Annotated in this window: 22 protein-coding genes; 10 read left to right on the top strand and 12 right to left on the bottom strand. The window is 43.7% G+C overall.

Annotated features, from left to right (window positions below):
• Positions 1-771: 771 nt before the first annotated feature.
• Complete coding sequence (locus tag IDJ76_RS15710; protein WP_191164294.1) at positions 772-1,428, bottom strand: LysE family translocator; 657 nt, start codon at positions 1,426-1,428, stop codon at positions 772-774.
• Between the two features lie 188 nt (positions 1,429-1,616).
• On the opposite strand from IDJ76_RS15710, the gene IDJ76_RS15705 reads away from it, so the two are divergent.
• Positions 1,617-3,227: an MFS transporter gene (locus tag IDJ76_RS15705; RefSeq protein ID WP_191164293.1), complete on the top strand. Its 1,611-nt coding sequence runs from the start codon at positions 1,617-1,619 to the stop codon at positions 3,225-3,227.
• A gap of 98 nt (positions 3,228-3,325) precedes the next feature.
• Positions 3,326-3,775 (top strand): deoxycytidylate deaminase, encoded by a 450-nt coding sequence (locus IDJ76_RS15700; protein ID WP_191164292.1) that lies wholly within the window; start codon positions 3,326-3,328, stop codon positions 3,773-3,775.
• Positions 3,776-3,852: 77 nt separating this feature from the next.
• Here the strand turns inward: IDJ76_RS15700 and cmk are convergent, their stop codons facing one another.
• Positions 3,853-4,527 carry a (d)CMP kinase gene (gene cmk / locus IDJ76_RS15695; protein WP_191164291.1) on the bottom strand — a complete coding sequence of 225 codons (675 nt, stop codon included), beginning with the start codon at positions 4,525-4,527 and terminating at the stop codon, positions 3,853-3,855.
• Positions 4,528-4,656: 129 nt separating this feature from the next.
• Here cmk and arfB point away from each other — a divergent pair, with 129 nt between their 5' ends.
• Entirely contained in the window at positions 4,657-5,067 is a 411-nt protein-coding gene (gene arfB / locus IDJ76_RS15690) for an alternative ribosome rescue aminoacyl-tRNA hydrolase ArfB (RefSeq protein ID WP_191164290.1), read from the top strand.
• Here arfB and IDJ76_RS15685 read toward each other — a convergent pair.
• Together IDJ76_RS15685 and lon are read right to left on the bottom strand one after the other, a co-directional pair.
• Positions 5,064-6,035 carry a lipid A deacylase LpxR family protein gene (locus IDJ76_RS15685; protein ID WP_191164289.1) on the bottom strand — a complete coding sequence of 324 codons (972 nt, stop codon included), beginning with the start codon at positions 6,033-6,035 and terminating at the stop codon, positions 5,064-5,066. The genes arfB and IDJ76_RS15685 overlap by 4 nt on opposite strands.
• Positions 6,036-6,215: 180 nt before the next feature.
• A complete protein-coding gene (gene lon, locus IDJ76_RS15680; RefSeq protein WP_191164288.1) occupies positions 6,216-8,696 on the bottom strand; it encodes an endopeptidase La in 2,481 nt (826 codons plus the stop codon).
• Positions 8,697-8,998: 302 nt separating this feature from the next.
• Between lon and IDJ76_RS15675 the strand changes: the two genes are divergently transcribed.
• The gene (locus tag IDJ76_RS15675; RefSeq protein WP_191164287.1) at positions 8,999-9,679 is read left to right on the top strand and encodes a hypothetical protein; all 681 of its coding nucleotides are present in this window, start codon (positions 8,999-9,001) and stop codon (positions 9,677-9,679) included.
• A gap of 13 nt (positions 9,680-9,692) precedes the next feature.
• On the opposite strand, the gene IDJ76_RS15670 is transcribed toward IDJ76_RS15675, so the two are convergent.
• The gene (locus IDJ76_RS15670; RefSeq protein WP_191164286.1) at positions 9,693-10,703 is read right to left on the bottom strand and encodes a sterol desaturase family protein; all 1,011 of its coding nucleotides are present in this window, start codon (positions 10,701-10,703) and stop codon (positions 9,693-9,695) included.
• A 257-nt stretch (positions 10,704-10,960) separates the two neighbouring features.
• On the opposite strand from IDJ76_RS15670, the gene IDJ76_RS15665 reads away from it, so the two are divergent.
• Positions 10,961-11,560 carry a tetratricopeptide repeat protein gene (locus tag IDJ76_RS15665; protein WP_224746355.1) on the top strand — a complete coding sequence of 200 codons (600 nt, stop codon included), beginning with the start codon at positions 10,961-10,963 and terminating at the stop codon, positions 11,558-11,560.
• Positions 11,561-11,624: 64 nt separating this feature from the next.
• Here the strand turns inward: IDJ76_RS15665 and IDJ76_RS15660 are convergent, their stop codons facing one another.
• Positions 11,625-12,131, bottom strand: coding sequence for a hypothetical protein (locus tag IDJ76_RS15660; protein WP_191164284.1), 507 nt, complete (start codon positions 12,129-12,131; stop codon positions 11,625-11,627).
• Between the two features lie 31 nt (positions 12,132-12,162).
• The gene (gpmI, locus tag IDJ76_RS15655; protein WP_191164283.1) at positions 12,163-13,716 is read right to left on the bottom strand and encodes a 2,3-bisphosphoglycerate-independent phosphoglycerate mutase; all 1,554 of its coding nucleotides are present in this window, start codon (positions 13,714-13,716) and stop codon (positions 12,163-12,165) included.
• A 67-nt stretch (positions 13,717-13,783) separates the two neighbouring features.
• Between gpmI and IDJ76_RS15650 the strand changes: the two genes are divergently transcribed.
• The 5 genes from IDJ76_RS15650 (at position 13,784) to IDJ76_RS15630 (ending at position 17,417) form a co-directional block, all read left to right on the top strand.
• Entirely contained in the window at positions 13,784-14,176 is a 393-nt protein-coding gene (locus IDJ76_RS15650) for a DUF4783 domain-containing protein (RefSeq protein ID WP_191164282.1), read from the top strand.
• 46 nt (positions 14,177-14,222) lie between these two features.
• On the top strand, positions 14,223-15,071 hold the full coding sequence (gene nadC, locus IDJ76_RS15645; protein WP_191164281.1) for a carboxylating nicotinate-nucleotide diphosphorylase: 849 nt from the start codon (positions 14,223-14,225) through the stop codon (positions 15,069-15,071).
• A gap of 44 nt (positions 15,072-15,115) precedes the next feature.
• Positions 15,116-15,766: a glycerol-3-phosphate 1-O-acyltransferase PlsY gene (gene plsY, locus IDJ76_RS15640; RefSeq protein ID WP_191164280.1), complete on the top strand. Its 651-nt coding sequence runs from the start codon at positions 15,116-15,118 to the stop codon at positions 15,764-15,766.
• 6 nt (positions 15,767-15,772) lie between these two features.
• Positions 15,773-16,576, top strand: coding sequence for a M48 family metallopeptidase (locus tag IDJ76_RS15635; RefSeq protein ID WP_191164279.1), 804 nt, complete (start codon positions 15,773-15,775; stop codon positions 16,574-16,576).
• Positions 16,577-16,679: 103 nt separating this feature from the next.
• Entirely contained in the window at positions 16,680-17,417 is a 738-nt protein-coding gene (locus IDJ76_RS15630) for a YqjF family protein (protein ID WP_191164278.1), read from the top strand.
• A 10-nt stretch (positions 17,418-17,427) separates the two neighbouring features.
• Here IDJ76_RS15630 and IDJ76_RS15625 read toward each other — a convergent pair whose 3' ends face one another.
• The 5 genes from IDJ76_RS15625 to IDJ76_RS15605 form a co-directional block, all read right to left on the bottom strand.
• Positions 17,428-17,748 (bottom strand): type II toxin-antitoxin system VapC family toxin, encoded by a 321-nt coding sequence (locus IDJ76_RS15625; RefSeq protein WP_262892228.1) that lies wholly within the window; start codon positions 17,746-17,748, stop codon positions 17,428-17,430.
• A 38-nt stretch (positions 17,749-17,786) separates the two neighbouring features.
• Positions 17,787-18,026, bottom strand: coding sequence for a hypothetical protein (locus tag IDJ76_RS15620; protein ID WP_224746354.1), 240 nt, complete (start codon positions 18,024-18,026; stop codon positions 17,787-17,789).
• 228 nt (positions 18,027-18,254) lie between these two features.
• Positions 18,255-19,544, bottom strand: coding sequence for an anthranilate synthase component I family protein (locus IDJ76_RS15615; protein ID WP_191164277.1), 1,290 nt, complete (start codon positions 19,542-19,544; stop codon positions 18,255-18,257).
• Between the two features lie 15 nt (positions 19,545-19,559).
• A complete protein-coding gene (locus tag IDJ76_RS15610; protein ID WP_191164276.1) occupies positions 19,560-19,922 on the bottom strand; it encodes a hypothetical protein in 363 nt (120 codons plus the stop codon).
• A gap of 83 nt (positions 19,923-20,005) precedes the next feature.
• Positions 20,006-21,283, bottom strand: coding sequence for an adenylosuccinate synthase (locus tag IDJ76_RS15605; RefSeq protein ID WP_191164275.1), 1,278 nt, complete (start codon positions 21,281-21,283; stop codon positions 20,006-20,008).
• Between the last annotated feature and the right edge of the window lie 23 nt (positions 21,284-21,306).

Raw genomic sequence — 21,306 nt, 5'->3', positions numbered from 1 at the left:
GGGAAGCGCAGCGACGAGAAATCTTCTGGAACAATAAGCGTAGACAAGGTTTTTTTAAATCCTGTCATTTCGAGGGAAGCGCAGCGACGAGAAATCTTCTGGAACAATAAGCGTAGACATTGCTCGTGAAGAAGATCTCTCCTCTCTATCGTTCGTTCGAGATGACAATGTTTTTAAAATCCTGTCATTTCGAGGGAAGCGCAGCGACGAGATATCCTCTGCGAACAATAAGTGTAGACAAGGTTTTTTTAAATCCTGTCATTTCGAGGGAAGCGCAACGACGAGATATCCTCTGCGAACAATAAGTGTAGACAAGGTTTTTTAAAATCCTGTCATTTCGAGGGAAGCGCAGCGACGAGAAATCCTCTGCGAACAATAAGTGTGGACATTGCTCGTGAAGAAGATCTCTCCTCTCTATCGTTCGTTCGAGATGACAAGGTTTTTTAAATCCTGTCATTTCGAGGGAAGCGCAGCGACGAGAAATCCTCTGCGAACAAAAAGTGTAGACAAGGTTTTTAAATCCTGTCATTTCGAGGGAAGCGCAGCGACGAGAAATCCTCTGCGTGCAATAAGCGTAGACATTGCTCGTGAAGAAGATCTCTCCTCACTAACGTTCGTTCGAGAAGACAAGGGTTTTAAATCCTGTCATTTCGAGGGAAGCGCAACGACGAGAAATCATCTGTGAAGACGTTGCGCGTGAAGAAAATCTCTCCTCACTATCGTTCGTTCGAGATGACAAGGGGTTTTTAAACAAGGCAACCCACCCAATCTCTAACTCGCGGCTGGTGCAGCAAATACATAATGGGTTACCAACCTATCCACCAATACTAACGCAGCGATGATCAACGCGATGCCGGCAATTTCATTAAGCCTGTGTACAAACTTCGGCGAGATCTTATCGCGCAATTTATTGGCGTAAAAGGCTTTTACGGTATCTAAACCAAATTGTACTACCAATATGGTAATAAACATTACCGCTATTTTTATGGCGCGGTTATGCACGCCCTCATGAAAAGCGGTACTGGCTACGCCGATAACTACCGTCCAATGGAAAAGAATTGTAGGGTTAAAAATGCACATCACAAAGCCCTTGATAAAATAACCTGCACGGTTTACCTTGGTTGGTACCTTGTTCTGGTAATCCACATCGGCTTTTTTGAAAATGTAATATACACCTATAGTAAAAAGGATGGTTGCACCAATGATGCCTGCCACTGTTTTATCGTGCGGGGTAATATCAAAGTATTGCGAGCCGAACAGGATGGCACCAACAAATACCATATCGCTGCTTACCACACCAAGGGCAAGGGCTACCCCAGCATGAAAGCCTTTTTCAATACTGGTTTTTATTAAAGCGAAAAAAACCGGGCCGGTAATAAACGTAAGTACTAAACCAAACCCAATTCCCGAAATGATGGCTTCTATCATTAATTAAGGCTTATATCACTGTTTTTTATCAAGTAAAAAAATCAGGACACTAATATGCGACTTTTATTGGTTAAACAACAAAAACATAATTTGTGATTTATATTTTGAAAAAAAGATGGTCGTAATTCTAAAAAAATGGTTTATGTTTAGTGTTTTAAACACACCAATTTAATAACCTCATTTTAACAATGGCACAAGACAATACTAAAAGCTATGGTTCAGCATTATACACGCTGGCCACAGTATTTTTCTTTTGGGGCTTTTTAGCTGCCTCTAATGGTATTTTTATTCCTTTTTGTAAAGCGCATTTTAGTTTATCACAATTTGAGTCGCAATTGATCGACTTTACCTTTTATGGTGGGTACTTTATCGGCTCATTAGGCTTGTATTTTGCTTCGGCTGCATCAAAAGTTGATATCCTTAACAAGATTGGTTACAAGAATGGTATCATTATAGGGCTCATCATTTCGGCTATCGGCGCATTGATCATGGTGCCTGCCATTAACTCTGGTTCGTTTGCCTTTATCCTGGCAACTTTCTTTGTTATTGCATTGGGTTTCTCGTTACAGCAAACTGCTGCCAACCCGTTTGTGGTTGCATTGGGCACGCCTGAAACCGGTTCAAACCGCTTAAACTTTACCGGTGGTGTAAATAACTTTGGCAGTATTATGGGCCCTGTTGTGGTAAGTATCGTGCTTTTCGGTTCGGCCAGTAAACTGATCAAACCCGAAGATGTACAAATATCATCAGTAAATAACCTATACTACATATTGGCGGGCTTATTCCTGGCAGTGGCATTGTTCTTTTGGTTATCAAAATTACCAAGCGTAACAAGTGATGAAAAGATAGAGGCAAGTAATAAAGCCAACCTGCCTTTAGGTATCATCTTTATTGCATTCCTTTTAATATTGATAGCAGGCCCTGCAAGTAAATCTACCGGCATCCCGCAATCATACTTTGTGTACGCATCATTAATTATCATCCTGGCATCGCTTATCGGCTCGGTTTCTGCAGCGGGTAAAAGTAAATCGGGATGGGGAGCTATGCAGTACCCTCAATTGGTTTACGGTATGATAGCCATCTTTACTTATGTAGGTACCGAAGTTACTATACAGAGCAATATGGGCGCATTATTAGAAACCCCGGCTTTTGGGGGCTACAAACCATCAGAGATAGCGCCTTTTATTTCTTTGTACTGGGGCAGTTTGATGATAGGCCGCTGGACGGGTGCCATCGGCGCGTTCAACCTGTCTAAAACAACCAAGATACTTTTAACTATTGTTGTGCCTTTTGTTGCATTTGGTGTGGTATTATTAGTTAACCACTTAAGCGGTACTAACGTAAGTAACCTTTATGTTTACGCAGTTTGCGTTGTGGTACTGATAGTAGGTTTCCTATACGGCGCACAAAAACCTATCCGCACACTGGCGGTATTTGGGATATTGGGTGTCATATTTATGATCGTAGGTTTAATGACCAGCGGTATGGTTGCCATCTTCGCCTTTATTAGCGGTGGCTTATGCTGCTCTATCATGTGGCCGTCTATATTCTCGCTATCGGTTACCGGTTTGGGCAAATACACCAGCCAGGGTTCGGCATTTTTGATCATGATGATCTTAGGTGGTTCCATCATCCCACCGGTGCAGGGTATCCTTGCCGATACCAGCGGTATTCACTTATCATACGTGGTGCCGGTTATTGGTTTTGCTTACCTGGCATTCTTTGCCTGGAAAGCAGGTTCGATCCTTCGCAAACAAGGCATCGATATCGATCATGTAGAAGTATCGGGCGGTCACTAATAATTTAAGTGATCAGGCATTCAGAGGTTAGAGATTAGGTAAACACTAATTTCTAACCTTTTTTGTTAAGACTAATCTCTAACCTCTAATCAACCAAAATGAAACCCACCTTCGATCATATTTTCATGAACCTGGCTACAGATCTGGCCAAGCGCTCACACTGCGTTAAGGCACAGGTAGGGGCGGTGCTGGCTAAAGATACGCGCATCATCTCGATAGGTTATAACGGGCCGCCTGCGGGTACGCACAATTGCGATGAGGAGTTCCCGGAGCATGGTTGCCCGCGCGACTCTAAAGGCAGCTGCTCACTGGCCCTCCATGCCGAAGAAAACGCGATATTATATGCTGTAAAAAATGGTGCTAATTTAGAAGGGGCTACACTTTACACAACGCTATCGCCGTGCCTGCCGTGCGCCAGGCTTATCTTTTCTGCAGGCATTAAACAAGTTTTTTACGATAAATCGTACGCCGAATACAAAGGCTTAACCAGCGACGAAGGGGTTGATTTTTTAAACAGGTTTGGCGTGAGCGCGATTAAGGCTGTTTGAATCAGGATTTTCAGAATTTTTAAATTAACAAGATGCTTAATGAATTCTGAAAATCCTTTAATGCTGTAAATTTTGATTCAGACCAACAACGGCTCTACCTTATCTAAAGCGAATTGTAGTTGCTGCTCAGGTGTCAGGTTGGTATTATCCAATATGATGGCGTCACTGGCCCTTACCAGCGGGCTTTCGGTACGGGTGGTATCCTGATAATCGCGATGGGCGATGTTCTCAAATATATCTTCCAGGGTGATATCGGGATTTTTTAGGTGGATCTCTTTGAAGCGGCGTTCGGCGCGTACTTTCGGGTCAGCAGTCATGAAGAGTTTTACGGGCGCATCGGGGAATACGGCGGTACCGATATCGCGGCCATCCATTACAATGTTTTTTAGCTTACCCATCCGCTGCTGCTGCTTCACCATTTCACGGCGTACTGCTTTAATGGCCGATACTTCACTCACCTTTTCAGATACCGGCATCAGGCGGATCTCGTCAGATACCTCCTCATCATTCAGCGTAATATGAGTTTCGTAATCACGTGAGTGGAAGTTGAGATGGATATTTTTTAATGCGTATTCTATCTGTTCAAGGTCTGTTGAGCTGATATTGTTGCGCAGAAAATACAGGGCAACAGCACGGTACATGGCGCCGCTATCCACATAAATAAAATGAAGTTTTTTTGCTAAGGCCTTGGCCAGTGTGCTTTTACCGCATGACGAGTAGCCGTCGATAGCTACCACAATATTTTTACCCATCAGGAAACGAAGTTACGGTTTTTAGTGATTAATTGAATGGCGATTAGTTGATTTGGTGAAAGGTTGACTCAGCTATTGATGACTATTAACCCATCAATAATAAATAAATCATTTACTATCTTCAACCCCATGAATTTAGATAAGGCCGCGCTGCAAAAAGAGATCTCGTACAAAACATCGCGCAGCGGTGGTGCAGGCGGGCAAAATGTTAATAAGGTATCTACCAAGGTGGAGCTGTTGTTTTCCATAAATGATTCGGCTTTGTTTGATAGCGAAGAAAAGCTTTTGCTGAATGAAAAGCTGCAAAACCGTTTTAATAAGGACGGCCTGGTGCAAGTGATCTGCGATGAGGAGCGCAGTCAGTTCCTGAACAAAGAGATAGCCGTGGAGCGTTTAATTGTCCTGCTGACCAAAGCCCTGCACAAACCCAAATTGCGAAAACCCAGTAAGGTTAGCCGCGCTGCCAAACTTGCCCGCCTGGGCGATAAAAAGATCCAGTCGGATAAAAAAGATAATCGTAAACGTAATTTTGATTACTAATCAAACCGGTACAGCAAAGTTAACGATCCCCACTGATGGGTGCTTTTTACCATTTGCTTCACCTCGCGGGTATTGATAAACACCGAAGCATCCAGCACAATGCGGCTGCTGGCCAAGCTTACGCCCAGTTTATTGCTGAATACAAAGTGGTTGATATCGCCCACTATTTCCTGCGTTCCAGGCTCCGGGTGGTCCTTGAAGATATTGCCCTGCGCGGTGGCATCATAAACCACTGCGTTTACCTGCGGTTTGTAATAGAAGAACAATTCTGTCTTGTGTAGCAGGTTGTTATTGACCTTGCTGGCCGTACTTTGTGTACTAACAGATTGATATAACTGATTAAAATTACCCAAGCGCAGCATAGGGCCTATACCTACGGCGTTAAAGCCGGTGCCCAAATTCAAATAACCGGAGAACGTAAGATCGGCGGCTGATGCGCGGGCGATCAACTTGTCTACATCAAGGTTCAGGTTTACTTGTGCGGCATTACGCACCTGGTATTGCCAGCTGTTGAGCTCATAAAAGCCAAAGGTATTATGAATGAATTTTTGAACGGTATAACCGCCGGCGGCAGGGCCAATAACGCCCACTTTAGCTCCTAACCTAACCGAAGTTTCGTTTTTGTAAAGCACATTGCCGGTCAAGCCTAAATACAAATAACCTGCAAATGGTCTATCCACATAATCTGCCGAGGGCAGGTTGCCCGATTGCGCATTATAGATCTTTTGCCCTAACTCGACCGTGAAAACTGAATTGGCAACCCTGTCCCGCATGCGCTTGCCCATGGTTAACGGATCTTTTGCGAAGCGATAGAACAGGAAAAAGCCGTTGGTGTAATACCGGTCAGACCCCTGGCCCAGGAAAGAATCGTTATCCGATTGAAAACCAATCTCATGACCGCGGTTTTGAGCAAACAGACTAACGCCGCTTAAAAGGCAAAGAGTTAAGGCAAGTAATTTTATTTTCATTCAAGGGGGCTTTTAAAATCGGTGTGCTAAAATAGAAAAAGCCCCGGTTTCTTGGGGCTTTTCTGTGTAATATTATTCTTTATGTCATCCCGATTTATTTTGGAATCTAACAGGACTGGCGGACATACGTAGTGCTTGCTTGCATGAGAGATGCTGAAATAAATTCAGCATGACCCGCGGTTACTCTACGACAACCGTCTGTTTTTCTTTCTCTTTAACGGTCAAATCTAAAGCATCCGTTACCTTTTCATCTAATAAAGCCAAGGTAACCACCTCGCGCATATCGGTTACGTAGTGAAATTGCAGATCGGTGATGTAATCCTCTTTTATCTCCAGGATATCTTTCTGGTTGGATTTGCAAAGGATGATCTCTTTAATATTTGCGCGTTTAGCCGCCAGGATCTTCTCCTTGATCCCGCCCACAGGCAACACGCGGCCGCGCAGCGTGATCTCGCCCGTCATGGCCAGGTGCGGTTTTATTTTGCGTTGGGTAAAGGCTGAAACCAATGCTGTAAGCATCGTAACGCCTGCCGATGGTCCGTCTTTTGGGGTTGCACCCGCTGGTACGTGCACGTGGACATCCCACTGCTCAAACAGCTTGGGGTTAATGTCAAAGAACCCGGCATGTGCCCTTAAATAAGCTAGGGCGATAGTAACAGATTCTTTCATGACATCTCCCAGGCTACCGGTTAGGGTAAGCTTGCCGTTACCGGGGCTTAAGCTGGCTTCAATAAACAAAATGTCGCCGCCTACAGATGTCCAGGCCAGGCCTGTTACCACACCCGCTGTGTCGTTACCCTCATACAGGTCCTTGTCGTAAATAGGGGCACCCAGTATCTTCTCTACCTCGTTTTTGCTCACGGTAGCATTGTAAGGCTCTTCCATGGCAATGTTCTTGGCCACGCCACGGATCACAGACCCTATCTTTTTCTCTAAAGCACGTACGCCCGACTCGCGGGTATAATCTTCAATGATCTTTTCAACCACATCGGGTTTTATCACCACATCTTTTGCGGTAAGCCCGTGCGCCTCGCGCTGTTTAGGCAACAAGTGCTTTTTAGCAATCTCTATTTTTTCTTCGATGGTGTAACCGTTTACTTCGATAATTTCCATACGGTCAAGCAGGGCAGGCTGGATGCTGCTCAATGAATTTGCTGTCGCGATGAACATCACGTTCGACAGGTCGAAATCCATCTCTACATAATTATCATAAAAGGTGCTGTTCTGCTCAGGGTCTAAAACCTCCAACAGGGCTGATGATGGATCCCCACGGAAATCTGTACTCACCTTATCTATCTCATCCAATATGAATACCGGGTTAGCTGCACCGGCTTTTTTTACCGACTGAATGATCCGGCCCGGCATAGCGCCGATATAGGTTTTACGGTGACCGCGAATTTCGGCTTCGTCGCGTACGCCGCCCAGGGCCATCCGTACATATTTGCGCCCCAATGCTTTGGCTATTGATTTTCCCAACGATGTTTTACCAACCCCCGGGGGGCCAACCAAACAAAGGATAGGGGCCTTCATGTTATGTTTTAGCTTCAGTACAGCCAGGTATTCGATAATACGCTGTTTCACTTTATCTAAACCGAAGTGGTCCTTATCCAGCACCTTTTGTGCGCGTTTAAGGTCAAAGTTATCTTTGGTAAATTCGTTCCACGGTAAATCCAGCAACAGCTCCAGGTAATTAATCTGTACCGAATAATCTGCCGCGGCAGGGTTGGTTCGGGTTAGCTTTTCCAGTTCTTTACCAAAATGTGCCTTCACCTCTTTATCCCATTTCTTTTTCAGGGCTCGCTGGCGCAGGTTCTCAATTTCCAGGTCGGGAGAGGTGCCGCCCAGTTCTTCCTGAATGGTTTTGATCTGCTGGTTCAGGAAATAATCGCGTTGCTGTTTATCCAAGTCGACCCTTACCTTGGTTTGGATCTGGTTTTTAAGTTCCAGCATTTGCAAGTCAAGCGTAAGGTGTTCCAGCACCATATTTATCCGGTCGCGAAGGCTTGCCGTTTGCAGTAAAACCTGCTTGGCAGCCATATCCGCATTCATATTTGATGATATGAAATTGATCAAAAACGAGGTGCTCTCGATATTGCGGATAGCGATACCGGCTTCGCTCGGGATATTTGGCGATAGCTGTATAATGTTCATGGCCATGTCTTTAACAGACGATACCATGGCTTTAAATTCTTTATCTTCTTTGGCCTTAATTTCTTTAAAAGGCTCTAAAGTGGCCTTAATATAGGGCTCGCTCTGTACTTCATCCTTTAACTTAAAACGTTTTTTGCCTTGCAGGATAACGGTAGTATTACCATCGGGCATTTGGAGCATTTTAATGATGAGGGCTATGGTACCAACCTGATGCAGCTGGCTGAATGAAGGGTCTTCAACACTCACATCCTGCTGGGCAACAACACCTATCAGGCGGCTGCCTTTATTGGCATCGCGGATCAGTTTGATTGACTTATCGCGACCTACCGTAATCGGGATCACCACACCCGGAAAAAGTACCGTGTTGCGAAGCGGCAGAATAGGCAGGATCTCAGGAACCTCCTCATTATTCATCTCGGCCTCGTCCTCTGATGACATCAGCGGGAAAAACTCCGAATCTTCGTTGATAGAGGGCATTGTATTTTTAAAATCGAACGGGTCGTAACTCATTAATCACCTTGTTATGCACAATAATAAAACGTCAAAATGTCAGCCGCTACAGCGAGCAGCATTGCCATTACATTAAATTACTATTAGTTATATATTCAAATATACTAATTCAAGAGCTATGCCAATATAAGGTAATCAAACGGACAAATTGCAGCATGATTGTAAACGCTTCATTATTTGCGTGTTAGTGCCGATTGGATAGGCGAGAAAGTTTTTATTGCTTTTGAAATAAGTGGAAAAAACGTCATGCCCCTGAGAGATAAGCTGTTCTGTTTGTAAATTCATTTAGATACATTAGATATATGAAAAATCGCTGTATAGTCTTGCTTGGATTAGCTTTATTGCTTGCATGCAAAAGGCGTGGGGAACAAAAGTCTGTGGCTTCAAAAAAAGATGTAATACATGTCCTAAATAAAGTCGTGATCAATTCGGACTCTGCAACCAAAATTATACATGAAAAACAAGAAGAAGAGGTTGACGAATTAGATAACAACCTAAAAATAATCTCTTTGGCAGAATATGATGCTATTGACAGTTTAAACAAGTCACGTTGTGGCTTAGACTCAAGTGGCTTTGTAAAAAACTTGGGGGTTACTTTAAAAAGTCGATGTGATCAAGTTTGCGAAACATATCTATATGAAATTAAAAGCGGCAAGACTATGCCTTTGCCCGCTGATTATGATGCCGGTCTTTTAGGATTATTGGTATCACCCCTATGCGATCGATTTGTAACTTACTCTTCCTATGATATGCCCGATTACGATAAATACTATAATCATCGCGCATTAATTGTTTTGTATTATATAAACAAGGGCGTTGGGATAAAAGTGATTACGGAAAAAATGAAGTTCGGCCTTAGGAAATGGTCTATCAACGAAGTTAAATGGCTTGATAATAAGTCAATTGCTTTGAAATTATATCAAGAAGCATATTCGGATAAAGTCAAATTTGCTTATTTTAAGGTTAGAATAGAAACAAGGTGAATTCCCCAAAATCTTATAATACGGGCTTTGGTTTCTCTTTATCCAGTTCTTCAAAATATTTTTTACGTACCACGCTGGTCATTTTATGATCGCCGGTATGGCTCCAGCCGGGGGGCATAAAAATATAAAGAAATTTATTTTTAATGCCTGGTGCACGGTAAACGTCTTTAGCAAGGGCAACGATCTCACCGAAATAGGCATCTAAAAAACTGTTCTTGATCATGGGCCTGCTGATACCATATTCTATCGGGATGTTCCGGTCTTCGGGGTAATAAGTGCCAAAGGCCCTATCCCATATATTAAGCAGGTTGCAAAAGTTCGTATCCATATACACCACATTACGGGCATGGTGCACCCTGTGGTGCGAGGGGGTAAGGATGATGTTATTTAAAAAGCCGAGCCTCCCGTCTTGAATAACATTTTCGCCTACATGGATCATAGCCCCCCAGGTACCATCAATAAACATGATCACAAACAGCATGGCAGGGTTTACGCCCAGCAAAATACAGATACTGGTGCGGATCAGATCGGCATAGGGTCCTTCCAGAAAGAAATGCGCATAGGTAACCGAAAGGTTCATGGTTTCGGGCGCATGATGGGTGGAGTGCAGGCACCACAGCAGGCGTACCTTGTGCGCCAGGTAGTGGTAAATAAAGTGGGCAAATTCCCATATAATGTACCCGTAAATAAACCAGTACCAGGTAAAGGTTGTTTTAAATATAGCAATGGGTAAAAACCATTTTATGCAAAGCCCTATCATCGCAATAGATATCACCCTGCCCACAAAGGCATTAAGCACATAAGTAAAAAACGAAATTTTGTAGTGGATAACCTTAAACCGCTTGTAAAAGGCGGCCCGGATGATCTCGAATAATAATAGGAGCGGGGTAAGCGGTACCAGCAAAGAAACCATACCCTCATAAGTCAAAAACTTGCCGTAATTGCCCGATCTGATGATTTCCAAGAACCCGCCAAGCCCCCAAAAGCCCGTAAATTCGTTGCCGATAGCCTTTAAAAAATCCATCTTAAAAATATAATTGGTTTACGCCCGTAGATAAGAATTAACGCAATTAACTCAACAATAGCGTAAAAAGCAAATCTAAATGGGTTGTGGGTGTTTCCTTTACCGCACAGAATTGTCATTATCCTAATTTGTTGTGCGCATTAAATAAATTATTAACAAATTGCGCGCAACGCATAATAATTTACCACATTGGTAGTTTATGTATTGTTTACGGTTAAACCCTTTAGTTACTAATGAGGCTGTCGGCTATAATTTCTTTGATTATCATTACCTCCCTTGAATCATCGGCGCAAAACGCCTATGTAAAAATGGGTCAGCAGGCCTTTATGGATGGTAATTTTAAGGCAGCAGTAATGCAGCTGGAGAAGGCATGCCTTATCGACTCAACCAATGCTAATGCTTATTGGATGCTGGGTTACTCTTATTATCACAGCGAAAACTATCGTAAATCCATCATCGCTTACACAAAGGCTATTTTTATTAACCCGGTTGACGCTACCGCTTATTATTACCGGGCAAGGGCAAAAGGTTACCTTGGTAAAGACCTGGCGCTATCGCCGCAGGAGCGTGAAAAGCACTTGTTAGGTGCTATATTTGACCTTACAAAAGCCATAGCCATTGATCCTTCTGAGCAAAACAAATCATACCAAACCCGTGGCATAGCTTACCGCGAATACGGGATGTTTAAGTTGCAGCCTAACCCGCATACCTATGATAAGGTGAGGGGTACCAACTCCCTGCGCGCATCTGTTACCGATTTAGAGAAGGTGCTGAACAGCAACCCCAACCGGTCGGATATCTCATCGTTATTGGAGCTTTCCAAAGAGAAGCTTGCATCTGCTGTTGGGCATCATTAATCTCTCTTTCCTGGAGGCCGGCTCGTTTGACAAGGGTATGCACTAACGCTAAATAACCTTTGTCTTAGAACTCGCCCTTGATCTTATAACTATTGCCGCCCATTACCTTTACATGCTGCATTTTCTCTATCTGGTAGAACGTACCCGGCAGGTAGGTTAATTTTTCGGTAGTGTTGTAAAGGATGTTTTGGGTATCGTTTTCTATTTCAATGGCAGTTACCTTGCCGTTTTCCCGGCAAATGGTGATGTATCGCGTTTTTAACTCCGGGTATTTGGCTTTATAGGTAATATTGGTTGCGGTAGAATCGACTGTGTAACTTTTGCTCCATGCGGGTTTGTTGATATCGCTTTCGGTAAACAGATTAAGCTCGCGCGCCCAGTTGCTAATCTTTACTTTCTTGCTTTCCTTATCACCATTATGGTCAACAGACTTGTTTACCTCATGATTGGGTTTGGTAAGCCTGGTGGTCTCGTGCTGAAAATATTCTTTGATATCGAAGAACTTTACCTGCGCGCCGGTTTCTTTAATAGCCGGTTTACAAGCATATCCGCAGCATAAAAGTGCAGCCATGCCTGTAAGTGAGCCATATTTTAAAAAGGGTTTATACCAATACATTCCCGGTCATTTCTGCAGGGATAGGTACGCCTATCATGTGCAATATGGTAGGGGCTATATCGCCCAGTTTACCGTCTTTAACCTGTTTAACATCACTGTCAATAATAATGCAGGGTACCAGGTTGGTGGTATGGGCAGTGTTAGGCGATCCATCCTCGTTGATCATATAATCTGCATTACCATGGTCGGCAATGATGATGAAAGAATACCCATGCTGTAAACCGGCCTCGACAACTGCCTTTGTGCAGGCGTCGGCTGTCTCGGCTGCCTTTACCACCGCGCTGAAAACGCCGGTGTGGCCAACCATATCGGTATTGGCAAAGTTAAGGCAAACAAAATCCGGCCATTCGGCAATCAACTCCGGGATGATCGCATCGCGGATCCCTTCGGCACTCATTTCGGGCTGCAGGTCGTATGTAGCTACCTTTGGTGATGGCACCAATAAACGTTTTTCGTTGATGAACTCTTTTTCGCGCCCGCCCGAGAAGAAGAAGGTGACGTGCGGATATTTTTCGGTCTCGGCTATCCTGATCTGGTTCTTTTGGGCGCCTTCCAATACTTCGCCCAGGGTTTTACTCAGGTCGTCCTTACGGAAAACCACCTTTACATTTTTAAAGGTTTCATCATACGATGTCATGGTCACATAGTCGATGTTCAGGGGCTTCATATCATACTCAGGGAACTCCTTTTGGGTAAGTGCCTGCGAAATTTCCCGGCCCCTGTCTGTACGGAAGTTAAAGCAGATCACTACATCGCCATCCTTTATAACGGCAACCGGTTGCCCGTCTTCGCCGGTTTTGATGATCGGCAAAATAAATTCATCGGTAATCCCTTCGGCATACGATTTTTTAATCGATGCTACGATATCGGCAGATGGCTCACCTATGCCTTTAACCATTACGTCGTATGCTTTTTTAACGCGCTCCCAGCGGTTGTCGCGGTCCATAGCGTAATAACGGCCAATAGCCGATGCCAGGGTAACAGCCGTATCGGCCATATGGTCTTCTAAACTCCTGATAAAACCTGCGCCCGAGTTAGGGTCGGTATCGCGGCCATCTAAAAACGCATGGATGAATACCTTTTGCAGGCCCAACGCTTCAGTAGCGTCAACCAAACCTTTTACGTGGTTAATGTGCGCGTGTACACCGCCATCACTTACCAAACCAATCAGGTGCACATCTTTATCATTATCCTTAGCATATTGAAATGTTTCGGCAAGTGTTTCATTTTGTACAAATTCTTTATCGGTAACGGCTTTGTTGATACGGCCCAGTTCCTGGTAAACCACGCGGCCCGCACCTAAATTCATGTGGCCCACTTCCGAGTTACCCATCTGCCCTTCGGGCAAACCTACCGCTACGCCCGAAGCTTCGAGCTTTGAGTTAGGGTATTGGGCAATCATCGAGTCAAAAAACGGGGTGTTGGCAGCCACAATGGCGTTCGATTGGTCGTTACGGCCGTAGCCCCAGCCGTCCAATATAATTAAAGCAACTTTTTTTCTGTTTTCCACAATGCAAATATAAAAGCAACGTTTAAACATTGTGGTTTAAAATTGGTTTATTTTTTGCTGCATCATTTCTTTAGTTTATTGGTCATATATGATAGCGATGAAACAAAGATATACGCCGTTACTTGTGTTGCTTTTGATGCTGCCTGCCATTTGCCATGCCGGCCCTATTGAAAAGATAACTGATTTGCTAAAGCAAGGCAACACGCACGAGTTAGCTAAGTATTTTGCTGCTAATGTAGATATGGCTGTTTTAGAGAACACCAATGTTTACTCCGCCACACAATCTGAACTCATTCTTGAGAAATTCTTTAAAGAAAATAAACCTACAGGGGCTAAAATTTTTCATCGCGTAAGTTCCAATGCTAACTACCAGTTTGGGGTGGTGATCCTTACTACTGATAAAGGTAAATTTCGCGTATCCTTTACCCTTAAGGAGGTGGGAGCCGAAACGACCATCATTGAACTGCGGATAGAAACCGAAAAAACCTAATCAGTCGTCAATTGTTCTTACTTTTGAAACTCAAAAAATCAAAGGTTTGGACAAGGAACTTATACATCAATTTATTACCGCATCATTAGCTGAGGACGTTGGCGACGGCGACCACACTTCATTAGCTACCATCGAGGCCGGTACACAAGGCAAAGCAAAATTATTAGTAAAAGATACGGGCATACTGGCAGGTGTTGAACTGGCGCTGGAAATATTTAGCGTTGTTGACCCAAACCTTAAAGTCACCGTGTTTTTGAATGACGGTGCCGAAGTTAAACCTAAAGACATTGCCCTTGAAGTTGAAGGCGATGCCCAAAGCATTTTGAAAGCCGAACGGCTGGTGCTTAACTGCATGCAGCGGATGAGCGGTATTGCAACCACAACCAATAATATCGTACGATTGCTAAAAGGCACCAATACCAAAGTATTAGATACACGTAAAACCACACCCGGCCTTCGCTACCTGGAGAAATGGGCAGTGCGCATCGGCGGCGGTGTAAACCACCGTATTGGCTTGTACGATATGATCCTGATTAAGGATAACCACGTTGATTATTCGGGCGGCATCCGCAGGGCTATCGAAAATGCAAACAACTATCTGAAAGAAACAGGCAGAAAGCTGGCAATAGAGATTGAGGTGCGTAACCTTGACGAATTAGAGCAGGTGTTGCAAACCGGTAATGTAAACCGCATTATGCTGGATAACTTCAATTTTGATGATCTGCGACAGGCCGTAAACATGATCGAGGGACGTTACATAACAGAAGCGTCGGGCGGTATCACTATCGATAACATTCGTGACTATGCCGATTGCGGTGTTGATTACGTATCGGTAGGGGCGCTTACCCATTCGGTAAAGAGTTTGGATCTTAGCCTCAAGGCTGTAAAATTATAACGATATATTGCGTAGTATAACATCAATTTAATATTATTGCATAGATGCTATCAGTCTACTCCATTGCAGCGCTTATTCTTGCATATCTCTTTGGCTCTATCCCTACAGCGGTTTGGATAGGACAGGCCTTCTATAATATTGATGTCAGGGAATACGGCAGTGGTAATGCGGGCGCTACCAACACTTTCAGGGTATTAGGCAAAAAAGCAGGAATACCTGTTATGCTGCTCGATATTTTAAAAGGATGGACGGCTACTAACCTTGCTTATGTAATAGGCGTAACTACCACCGGTCCTTACCATTCTGTAGCTTTTGTTAATTATGAACTGGCGCTGGGTATCGCCGCCGTAATGGGCCATTTGTTCCCGATATTTGCCGGTTTCAGGGGCGGAAAAGGTATTGCCACACTTTTTGGAATGATATTGGCTATTAACTTGCCGGCATCTTTACTTTGTGTTTGTATTTTTATTGTTACGTTGCTAATTACACGCTACGTGTCACTAAGCTCAATAATGGCGGGCTTTACTTATCCATTGGGGGTTACATTTATATTCCCGGTGTATATTAAATCGGTCATTATATACGGTATGTGTATATGTATTTTAATATTAGTTACGCATCAAAAAAATATTGAACGCTTATTAAAGGGTAAAGAGTCGAAAGTCAACTTATTTAAAAAGAAAACAACCGCCTAACTTACCATGAAAAAAATTAAACTTTTCGCTGCATTGGTTCTTGCCATTGCCTTCTACTCATGTTCTACAGTGCCGTTAACCGGCCGTTCACAATTAAGCTTAGTAAGCGACGACCAGGTGAACCCTGCGGCTGCTGCCAGCTATCAACAGTTATTATCAGACCCTAAAACGAAGGTTATTGCAACAGGTACAGATGCACAGCGCGTAAAGCGTATCGGCAGCCAGTTGGCAACTGCTATCCAACAATATTTGAATGCTAACGGGTACGCCAACCAATATAATTTTTCCTGGGAATTTAACCTGATACAAAGCCCTGAAGTAAACGCCTGGTGTATGCCGGGTGGTAAAGTGGCCGTTTATAGCGGTATTTTACCTATCACCCAAACAGACGCAGGCTTGGCAACAGTAATGGGTCATGAGATCGGCCATGCTATAGCCAAGCATTCGGCCGAGCGCATGTCACAGCAAATGTTATTACAGGCCGGTGGTGCCGCGGTTGGTGCTGCTACAGGCGGCAGATCGCAAATTACGCAGGCCGTGGTTAACCAGGCTTACGGTATAGGTGGCCAGGTTGCCTTGTTAAAATATTCGCGTAACCAGGAGTCGGAGGCAGACCGTTTGGGCCTCACCTTTATGGCAATGGCCGGTTATGACCCGCACCAGGCGGTTGCATTTTGGCAACGGATGGCTGCACAAAGCAAAGCCGGTGGCACACCTGAATTTTTGAGTACCCACCCAAGCGATGCGACCCGGATAGCCAACATACAGAGCCTGATACCCGAGGCGATGAAATATTATAAAGGAAGATAATATCGAATAAATAGATATTTAAAGGCTGCGAAGTTTATTCTCGCAGCCTTTTTTTATGTGATATTGGTGATAAACAAGACTTTGAATTAAACGTTCAACCTACATGGCCACATCTAAATCCCGCTTTCTTACCGCTCAATGGAAAAACCTGATCATGCTGAATTACGAGGTGCAACCAGAAATTTTGCGACCCTACCTGCCCGCCGGTACCGAATTAGACCTGTGGGAGGGCAAAGCACTGGTAAGCATGGTCGGCTTTATGTTTCAGGACACAAAAGTGCTGGGGATCAAATGGCCGTTCCATGTAAATTTTGAAGAAGTAAACCTGCGCTTTTACGTACGCCATTTTGATGGTAAGGAGTGGAAACGGGGCGCTGTTTTTGTTAGCGAAATAGTGCCAAAGCCAATCATAACGGTTATTGCCAATACGTTATATAAAGAGCATTACAGTTGGTATCCTATGCGGCATTCAACCTTTAAAGACGGCCCTAATCACACACAGTTTTTGTACGAGTGGAAAGTGAAAGGGAAATGGAATAAGATAGGCGCAACGGTGCGAAACAGTCTGGTAAAAATAGAACCCGGTAGCCCCGAAGAATTTATTTTTGAGCACTATTGGGGGTATAACCGCCTAACCGACTACAAGACAATGCAGTACCAGGTAGAGCATATATCCTGGCACGTTGCAGAAGTAACGGACTACGTATTTGAAGCAGATGTTGAAGAGTTATATGGAAAAGAATTTGTGCCTTATTTGAGTGGAAAACCCTACTCTGCTTTTTGGGCCAACGGATCTGATATAGGGGTGAGGATAGGGGATAAGTTAGTAGTGGAAAAGTAGAGAGAGACAATTACAATTCGTGCGGATTGAGTAATTCAAGATTTTTTATGCTCTTGAAATCATCCATGTTACGACTGATTAACGTATAACCATGAACTACTACAGTTGCTGCTATGATAGCATCTGGTAATTTTATTTTTTTAGTTCTGCATAACGCAATAGTTTGTTCGATAACTTCTTTATCTATCTGAATAACACCGGCAAGTTTTATGAAATTTTCCATTGCAGCTGTAGCCAACGGATACCCAAGAAACTCAATATAAGTTACGAATGAAATAGTAAAGGCCTGGTCGATAATATTTACCAGAAAACGTTTGCCATTTTGTGGCAGACGCTCCAGCTGAAAATCAATTAATACATTAGTATCAATCAGAAATTTCTTTCCAATTCATTTCTGCTTTGTTCTATATACTGTGAAAAAGTCTCGCCTTCTTCTTTGCTCATTGTTCCCGCGTAATCAGAAGGTTTTTTTGAAGTAGCTGGGTTTGCTTTTGGTGCTGTAAGTTCTTTAATATCTTCATGCCTGGCAGTTATTTCATTCCACTGGTTTATTGGAATCACAACAGCAGTTTGATTGCCAGCATCGTCAGAAATATATTGTAGTGCCATAATCGTTTGTGTTATGCGTAAAATTAAACAATTTAATAACGTTTGACAATTACATATTATTAGTTTGGCGAAGTTATACTATAAACTCAGTATTTAACTTTTGCGCGCTAAGACGCCAAGGAGCTATCCTTAAAATTGCGTCTTTGCGCCTTTGCGGGATATTTAATTCAACGAGGCTTTTAACTTTGGCTCGCAAAGGCGCTAAGACGCAAAGGAATTATTAAGTCGTTATATTCTTTTCGCGGTATCAATTTCTTGCTGTCCCAGTACTTCCAAAATAGCTTTTGCCTTTAATAAACACTCCTCATACTCCTGGGCTGCATTTGCGTGGTAAGTAATAGCGCTGCCTACCTGGAATGAAAGGTACTTATTTGATGAGTTATACAGTATCGTCCGGATCACTACATTAAAATCGAAATCACTATCGGGACTAAAATAACCGAACGCTCCGGAATACACGCCCCGCTTGCTGCGCTCATATTGTTCCATTAGCTGCATGGCGCTTACTTTGGGTGCGCCAGTCATGCTGCCCATAGGGAAGGTGTTCTTTAATGCTTGTACAGGTGTTACGTCATCTCTTATCTCACATACTACGGTAGATACCATTTGATGCACCTGCTTAAAGCTTTGTATCCCGAAGAGTTCCTCTGTCTTTACCGTACCCGGTTTGGCCGAATGGGTCAAATCGTTACGTACCAGGTCTACGATCATTACGTTTTCCTGCAGTTCTTTGGGGTGGTTGCGCAATTGTTTAATGATGTTTTGGTCTGTTTCCAGGTCAGCGTCACGGCGTGCGGTGCCTTTTATAGGTTGCGAGATCAGTTTATCGCCGCGTTTGGCCAAAAACCTTTCTGGCGATGCACAGATGATATAATTACCATCCCATTTAACAAAAGCGGAGAACGGGGTAGGCGAAAGCCCGTTTAAATTTTGGTAGATAAGTAGCGGATCTATCTTTGCGTGCTCTGCATAAAACTCCTGACAAAAATTGGTTACGTAGATATCGCCACGGTTGATGTGGTCTTTGATCCGATTAACCGTATCGATATATTCCGGGCGGGTGAAGCGCGATTTTAGATCAAGTTCATTGGCATTGTAAACCGTAGAGAGTTCGAGTCTCTCTATGGTCTTGAAAACGATATCTGCATCAGCGCCGGTTATTTCTACCGCATTACCCTTTATGCTGATAATTATCTCGGGCGCGAAAAAGTACAGGTCCGGGAAATTCAATCCGTAGTGATTGGATGATTGCAGATCTTCTATCTCATTCTTCAGATCGTAACCAAAAAAACCAAAGATAAACCCTGGATTATCCTCACGAAACTTTTCCAGTTGCTCAAAGGCGTTACCTGTGTTTGCAGTAATTTCTGCTTTTTTCCCAACAGCGATCAGGGTGTCAAACTTGCCGTAGGGGTCGGTGAAGTTGTTGCTGTCCAGGTAACAGGCCGTATCGAATTTGGCTGCCCATTGCAAAGCTTTCTGTTTAAATAGGGGGATGTTGATCACCTTGATATTCACCCGGTAAAGTTAAAACTATCTGTCCTTATCTAACTTCATGTTCTCGTCAATATCGCGGTTCTTATTGATCAGCCCGAAAGCCAGAAAAAAGCCCGGGAAAAGGCCTACCGAAAGATTGACGACCGCAAAAAGTACTACTAATACCAATATCACATAAATGTACCAGCCAATAACTTTAAAGTTGTTAGCGTATTGATGACGCCTTACGGCTTTGATTGCCTGATAGCTGGCCAGTGCCATCAACAAAGACGAAACCGGAGTGAAATAGTCTCGCCAGTCTTTCGATGGGTATAAAACATACATCCAATAGCCGAAACCTAAAACGCTTAATACTAAGCAGATGATAGCTATAACCAGGAGTGTTGCCGGCTTAAACATAGTTTATTTTGCTGTTTTAGTTAGCTAAAATACAAAAGGCCCCGTAAAACGAAGCCTTTGTAAAGTTATTTTTGAGGTTTTGCTTAGTGCAATACCAAAGTTTGCTTCCTGTCCGGGCCTACAGACAACCATTTGATAGGCACCTGCAACTCCGCTTCTAAAAATTCGATGTATGACTGCAACTTTTCAGGGATCTGATCTAATTCAGTAATGCCGGTAATATCTTCTTTCCAGCCGTCAATTTCTTTCAGTACAGGTACGGCATCAACAGAACAAATGTCGTAAGGCATATAGTCTATCTGCTCGCCTAAATAATTGTAGTGGGTACAAGCGTAGATCTTGTCGAACCCGCTCAATACGTCAGCCTTGGTCATTACCATTTGTGTGACGCCGTTAAGCATAATAGCGTATTTTAAAGCTGGCAGGTCTATCCAGCCCGTACGGCGTGGCCTGCCCGTGGTAGCACCAAATTCATGGCCTATCCGGCGTAATTCTTCGCCCAAGTCGTTATCTAACTCGGTAGGGAAGGGGCCGCCACCAACGCGGGTACAATACGCTTTAAATATACCTATCACATCGCCAATCTGGCGTGGGGCAATACCTAAACCTGTACAGGCACCTGCAGCAGTAGTATTTGATGAAGTTACAAAAGGGTATGAGCCAAAATCTATATCCAGCATAGCACCCTGCGCGCCTTCTGCCAATACCTTTTTGCCATCCTTAATGTAGTTGTTTACCAAATGCTCGCTATCTACCAGCGGGAATTGTTTAATCAGCTCTACCGCCTCAAAAAATGCAGTTTCACGCTCGCTAAAGTCGGCTACTTCGCCGTACATGGCTTGCAGCATCGAGGTGTGTTTATCAACCAGTTTCTGGTAACGCTCTTTAAAATCGGGCAGGGTAATATCGCCTATGCGTAAACCATTACGGCCGGTTTTATCCATGTAAGTTGGGCCGATACCCTTAAGGGTCGAACCAATTTTACCGTCGCCCATTTTCTTTTCAGAGGCAGCATCCAGCAGCTGGTGGGTAGGCAAGATCAAATGCGCTTTTTTAGCGATCATCAGGTTCTTTTTAGCCAACAGGTCGTGGCCGACATCCTTTAATTTATCCAGCTCTTTTTTGAGCGTGATTGGGTCAATCACCACACCATTACCAATCAGGTTCATGGTGTTGTCAAAGAAAATTCCCGACGGGATGGTATTCAGTACAAATTTTTTGCCTTCAAACTCCAAAGTGTGGCCGGCATTAGGGCCGCCCTGAAAACGCGCAATCAGATCGTACCCTGCGCTAAGCACGTCAACAATTTTACCTTTACCTTCGTCGCCCCACTGGAGGCCTAATAATACGTCAACAGCCATTAATAATATCTTGTAGTAAATGT

This window comes from Mucilaginibacter glaciei (assembly GCF_014773245.1).
GTDB lineage: Bacteria > Bacteroidota > Bacteroidia > Sphingobacteriales > Sphingobacteriaceae > Mucilaginibacter > Mucilaginibacter glaciei.
The sequence above is the reverse complement of the archived record's forward strand: the minus strand, read 5'-3'. Positions and strand labels throughout refer to the sequence as shown.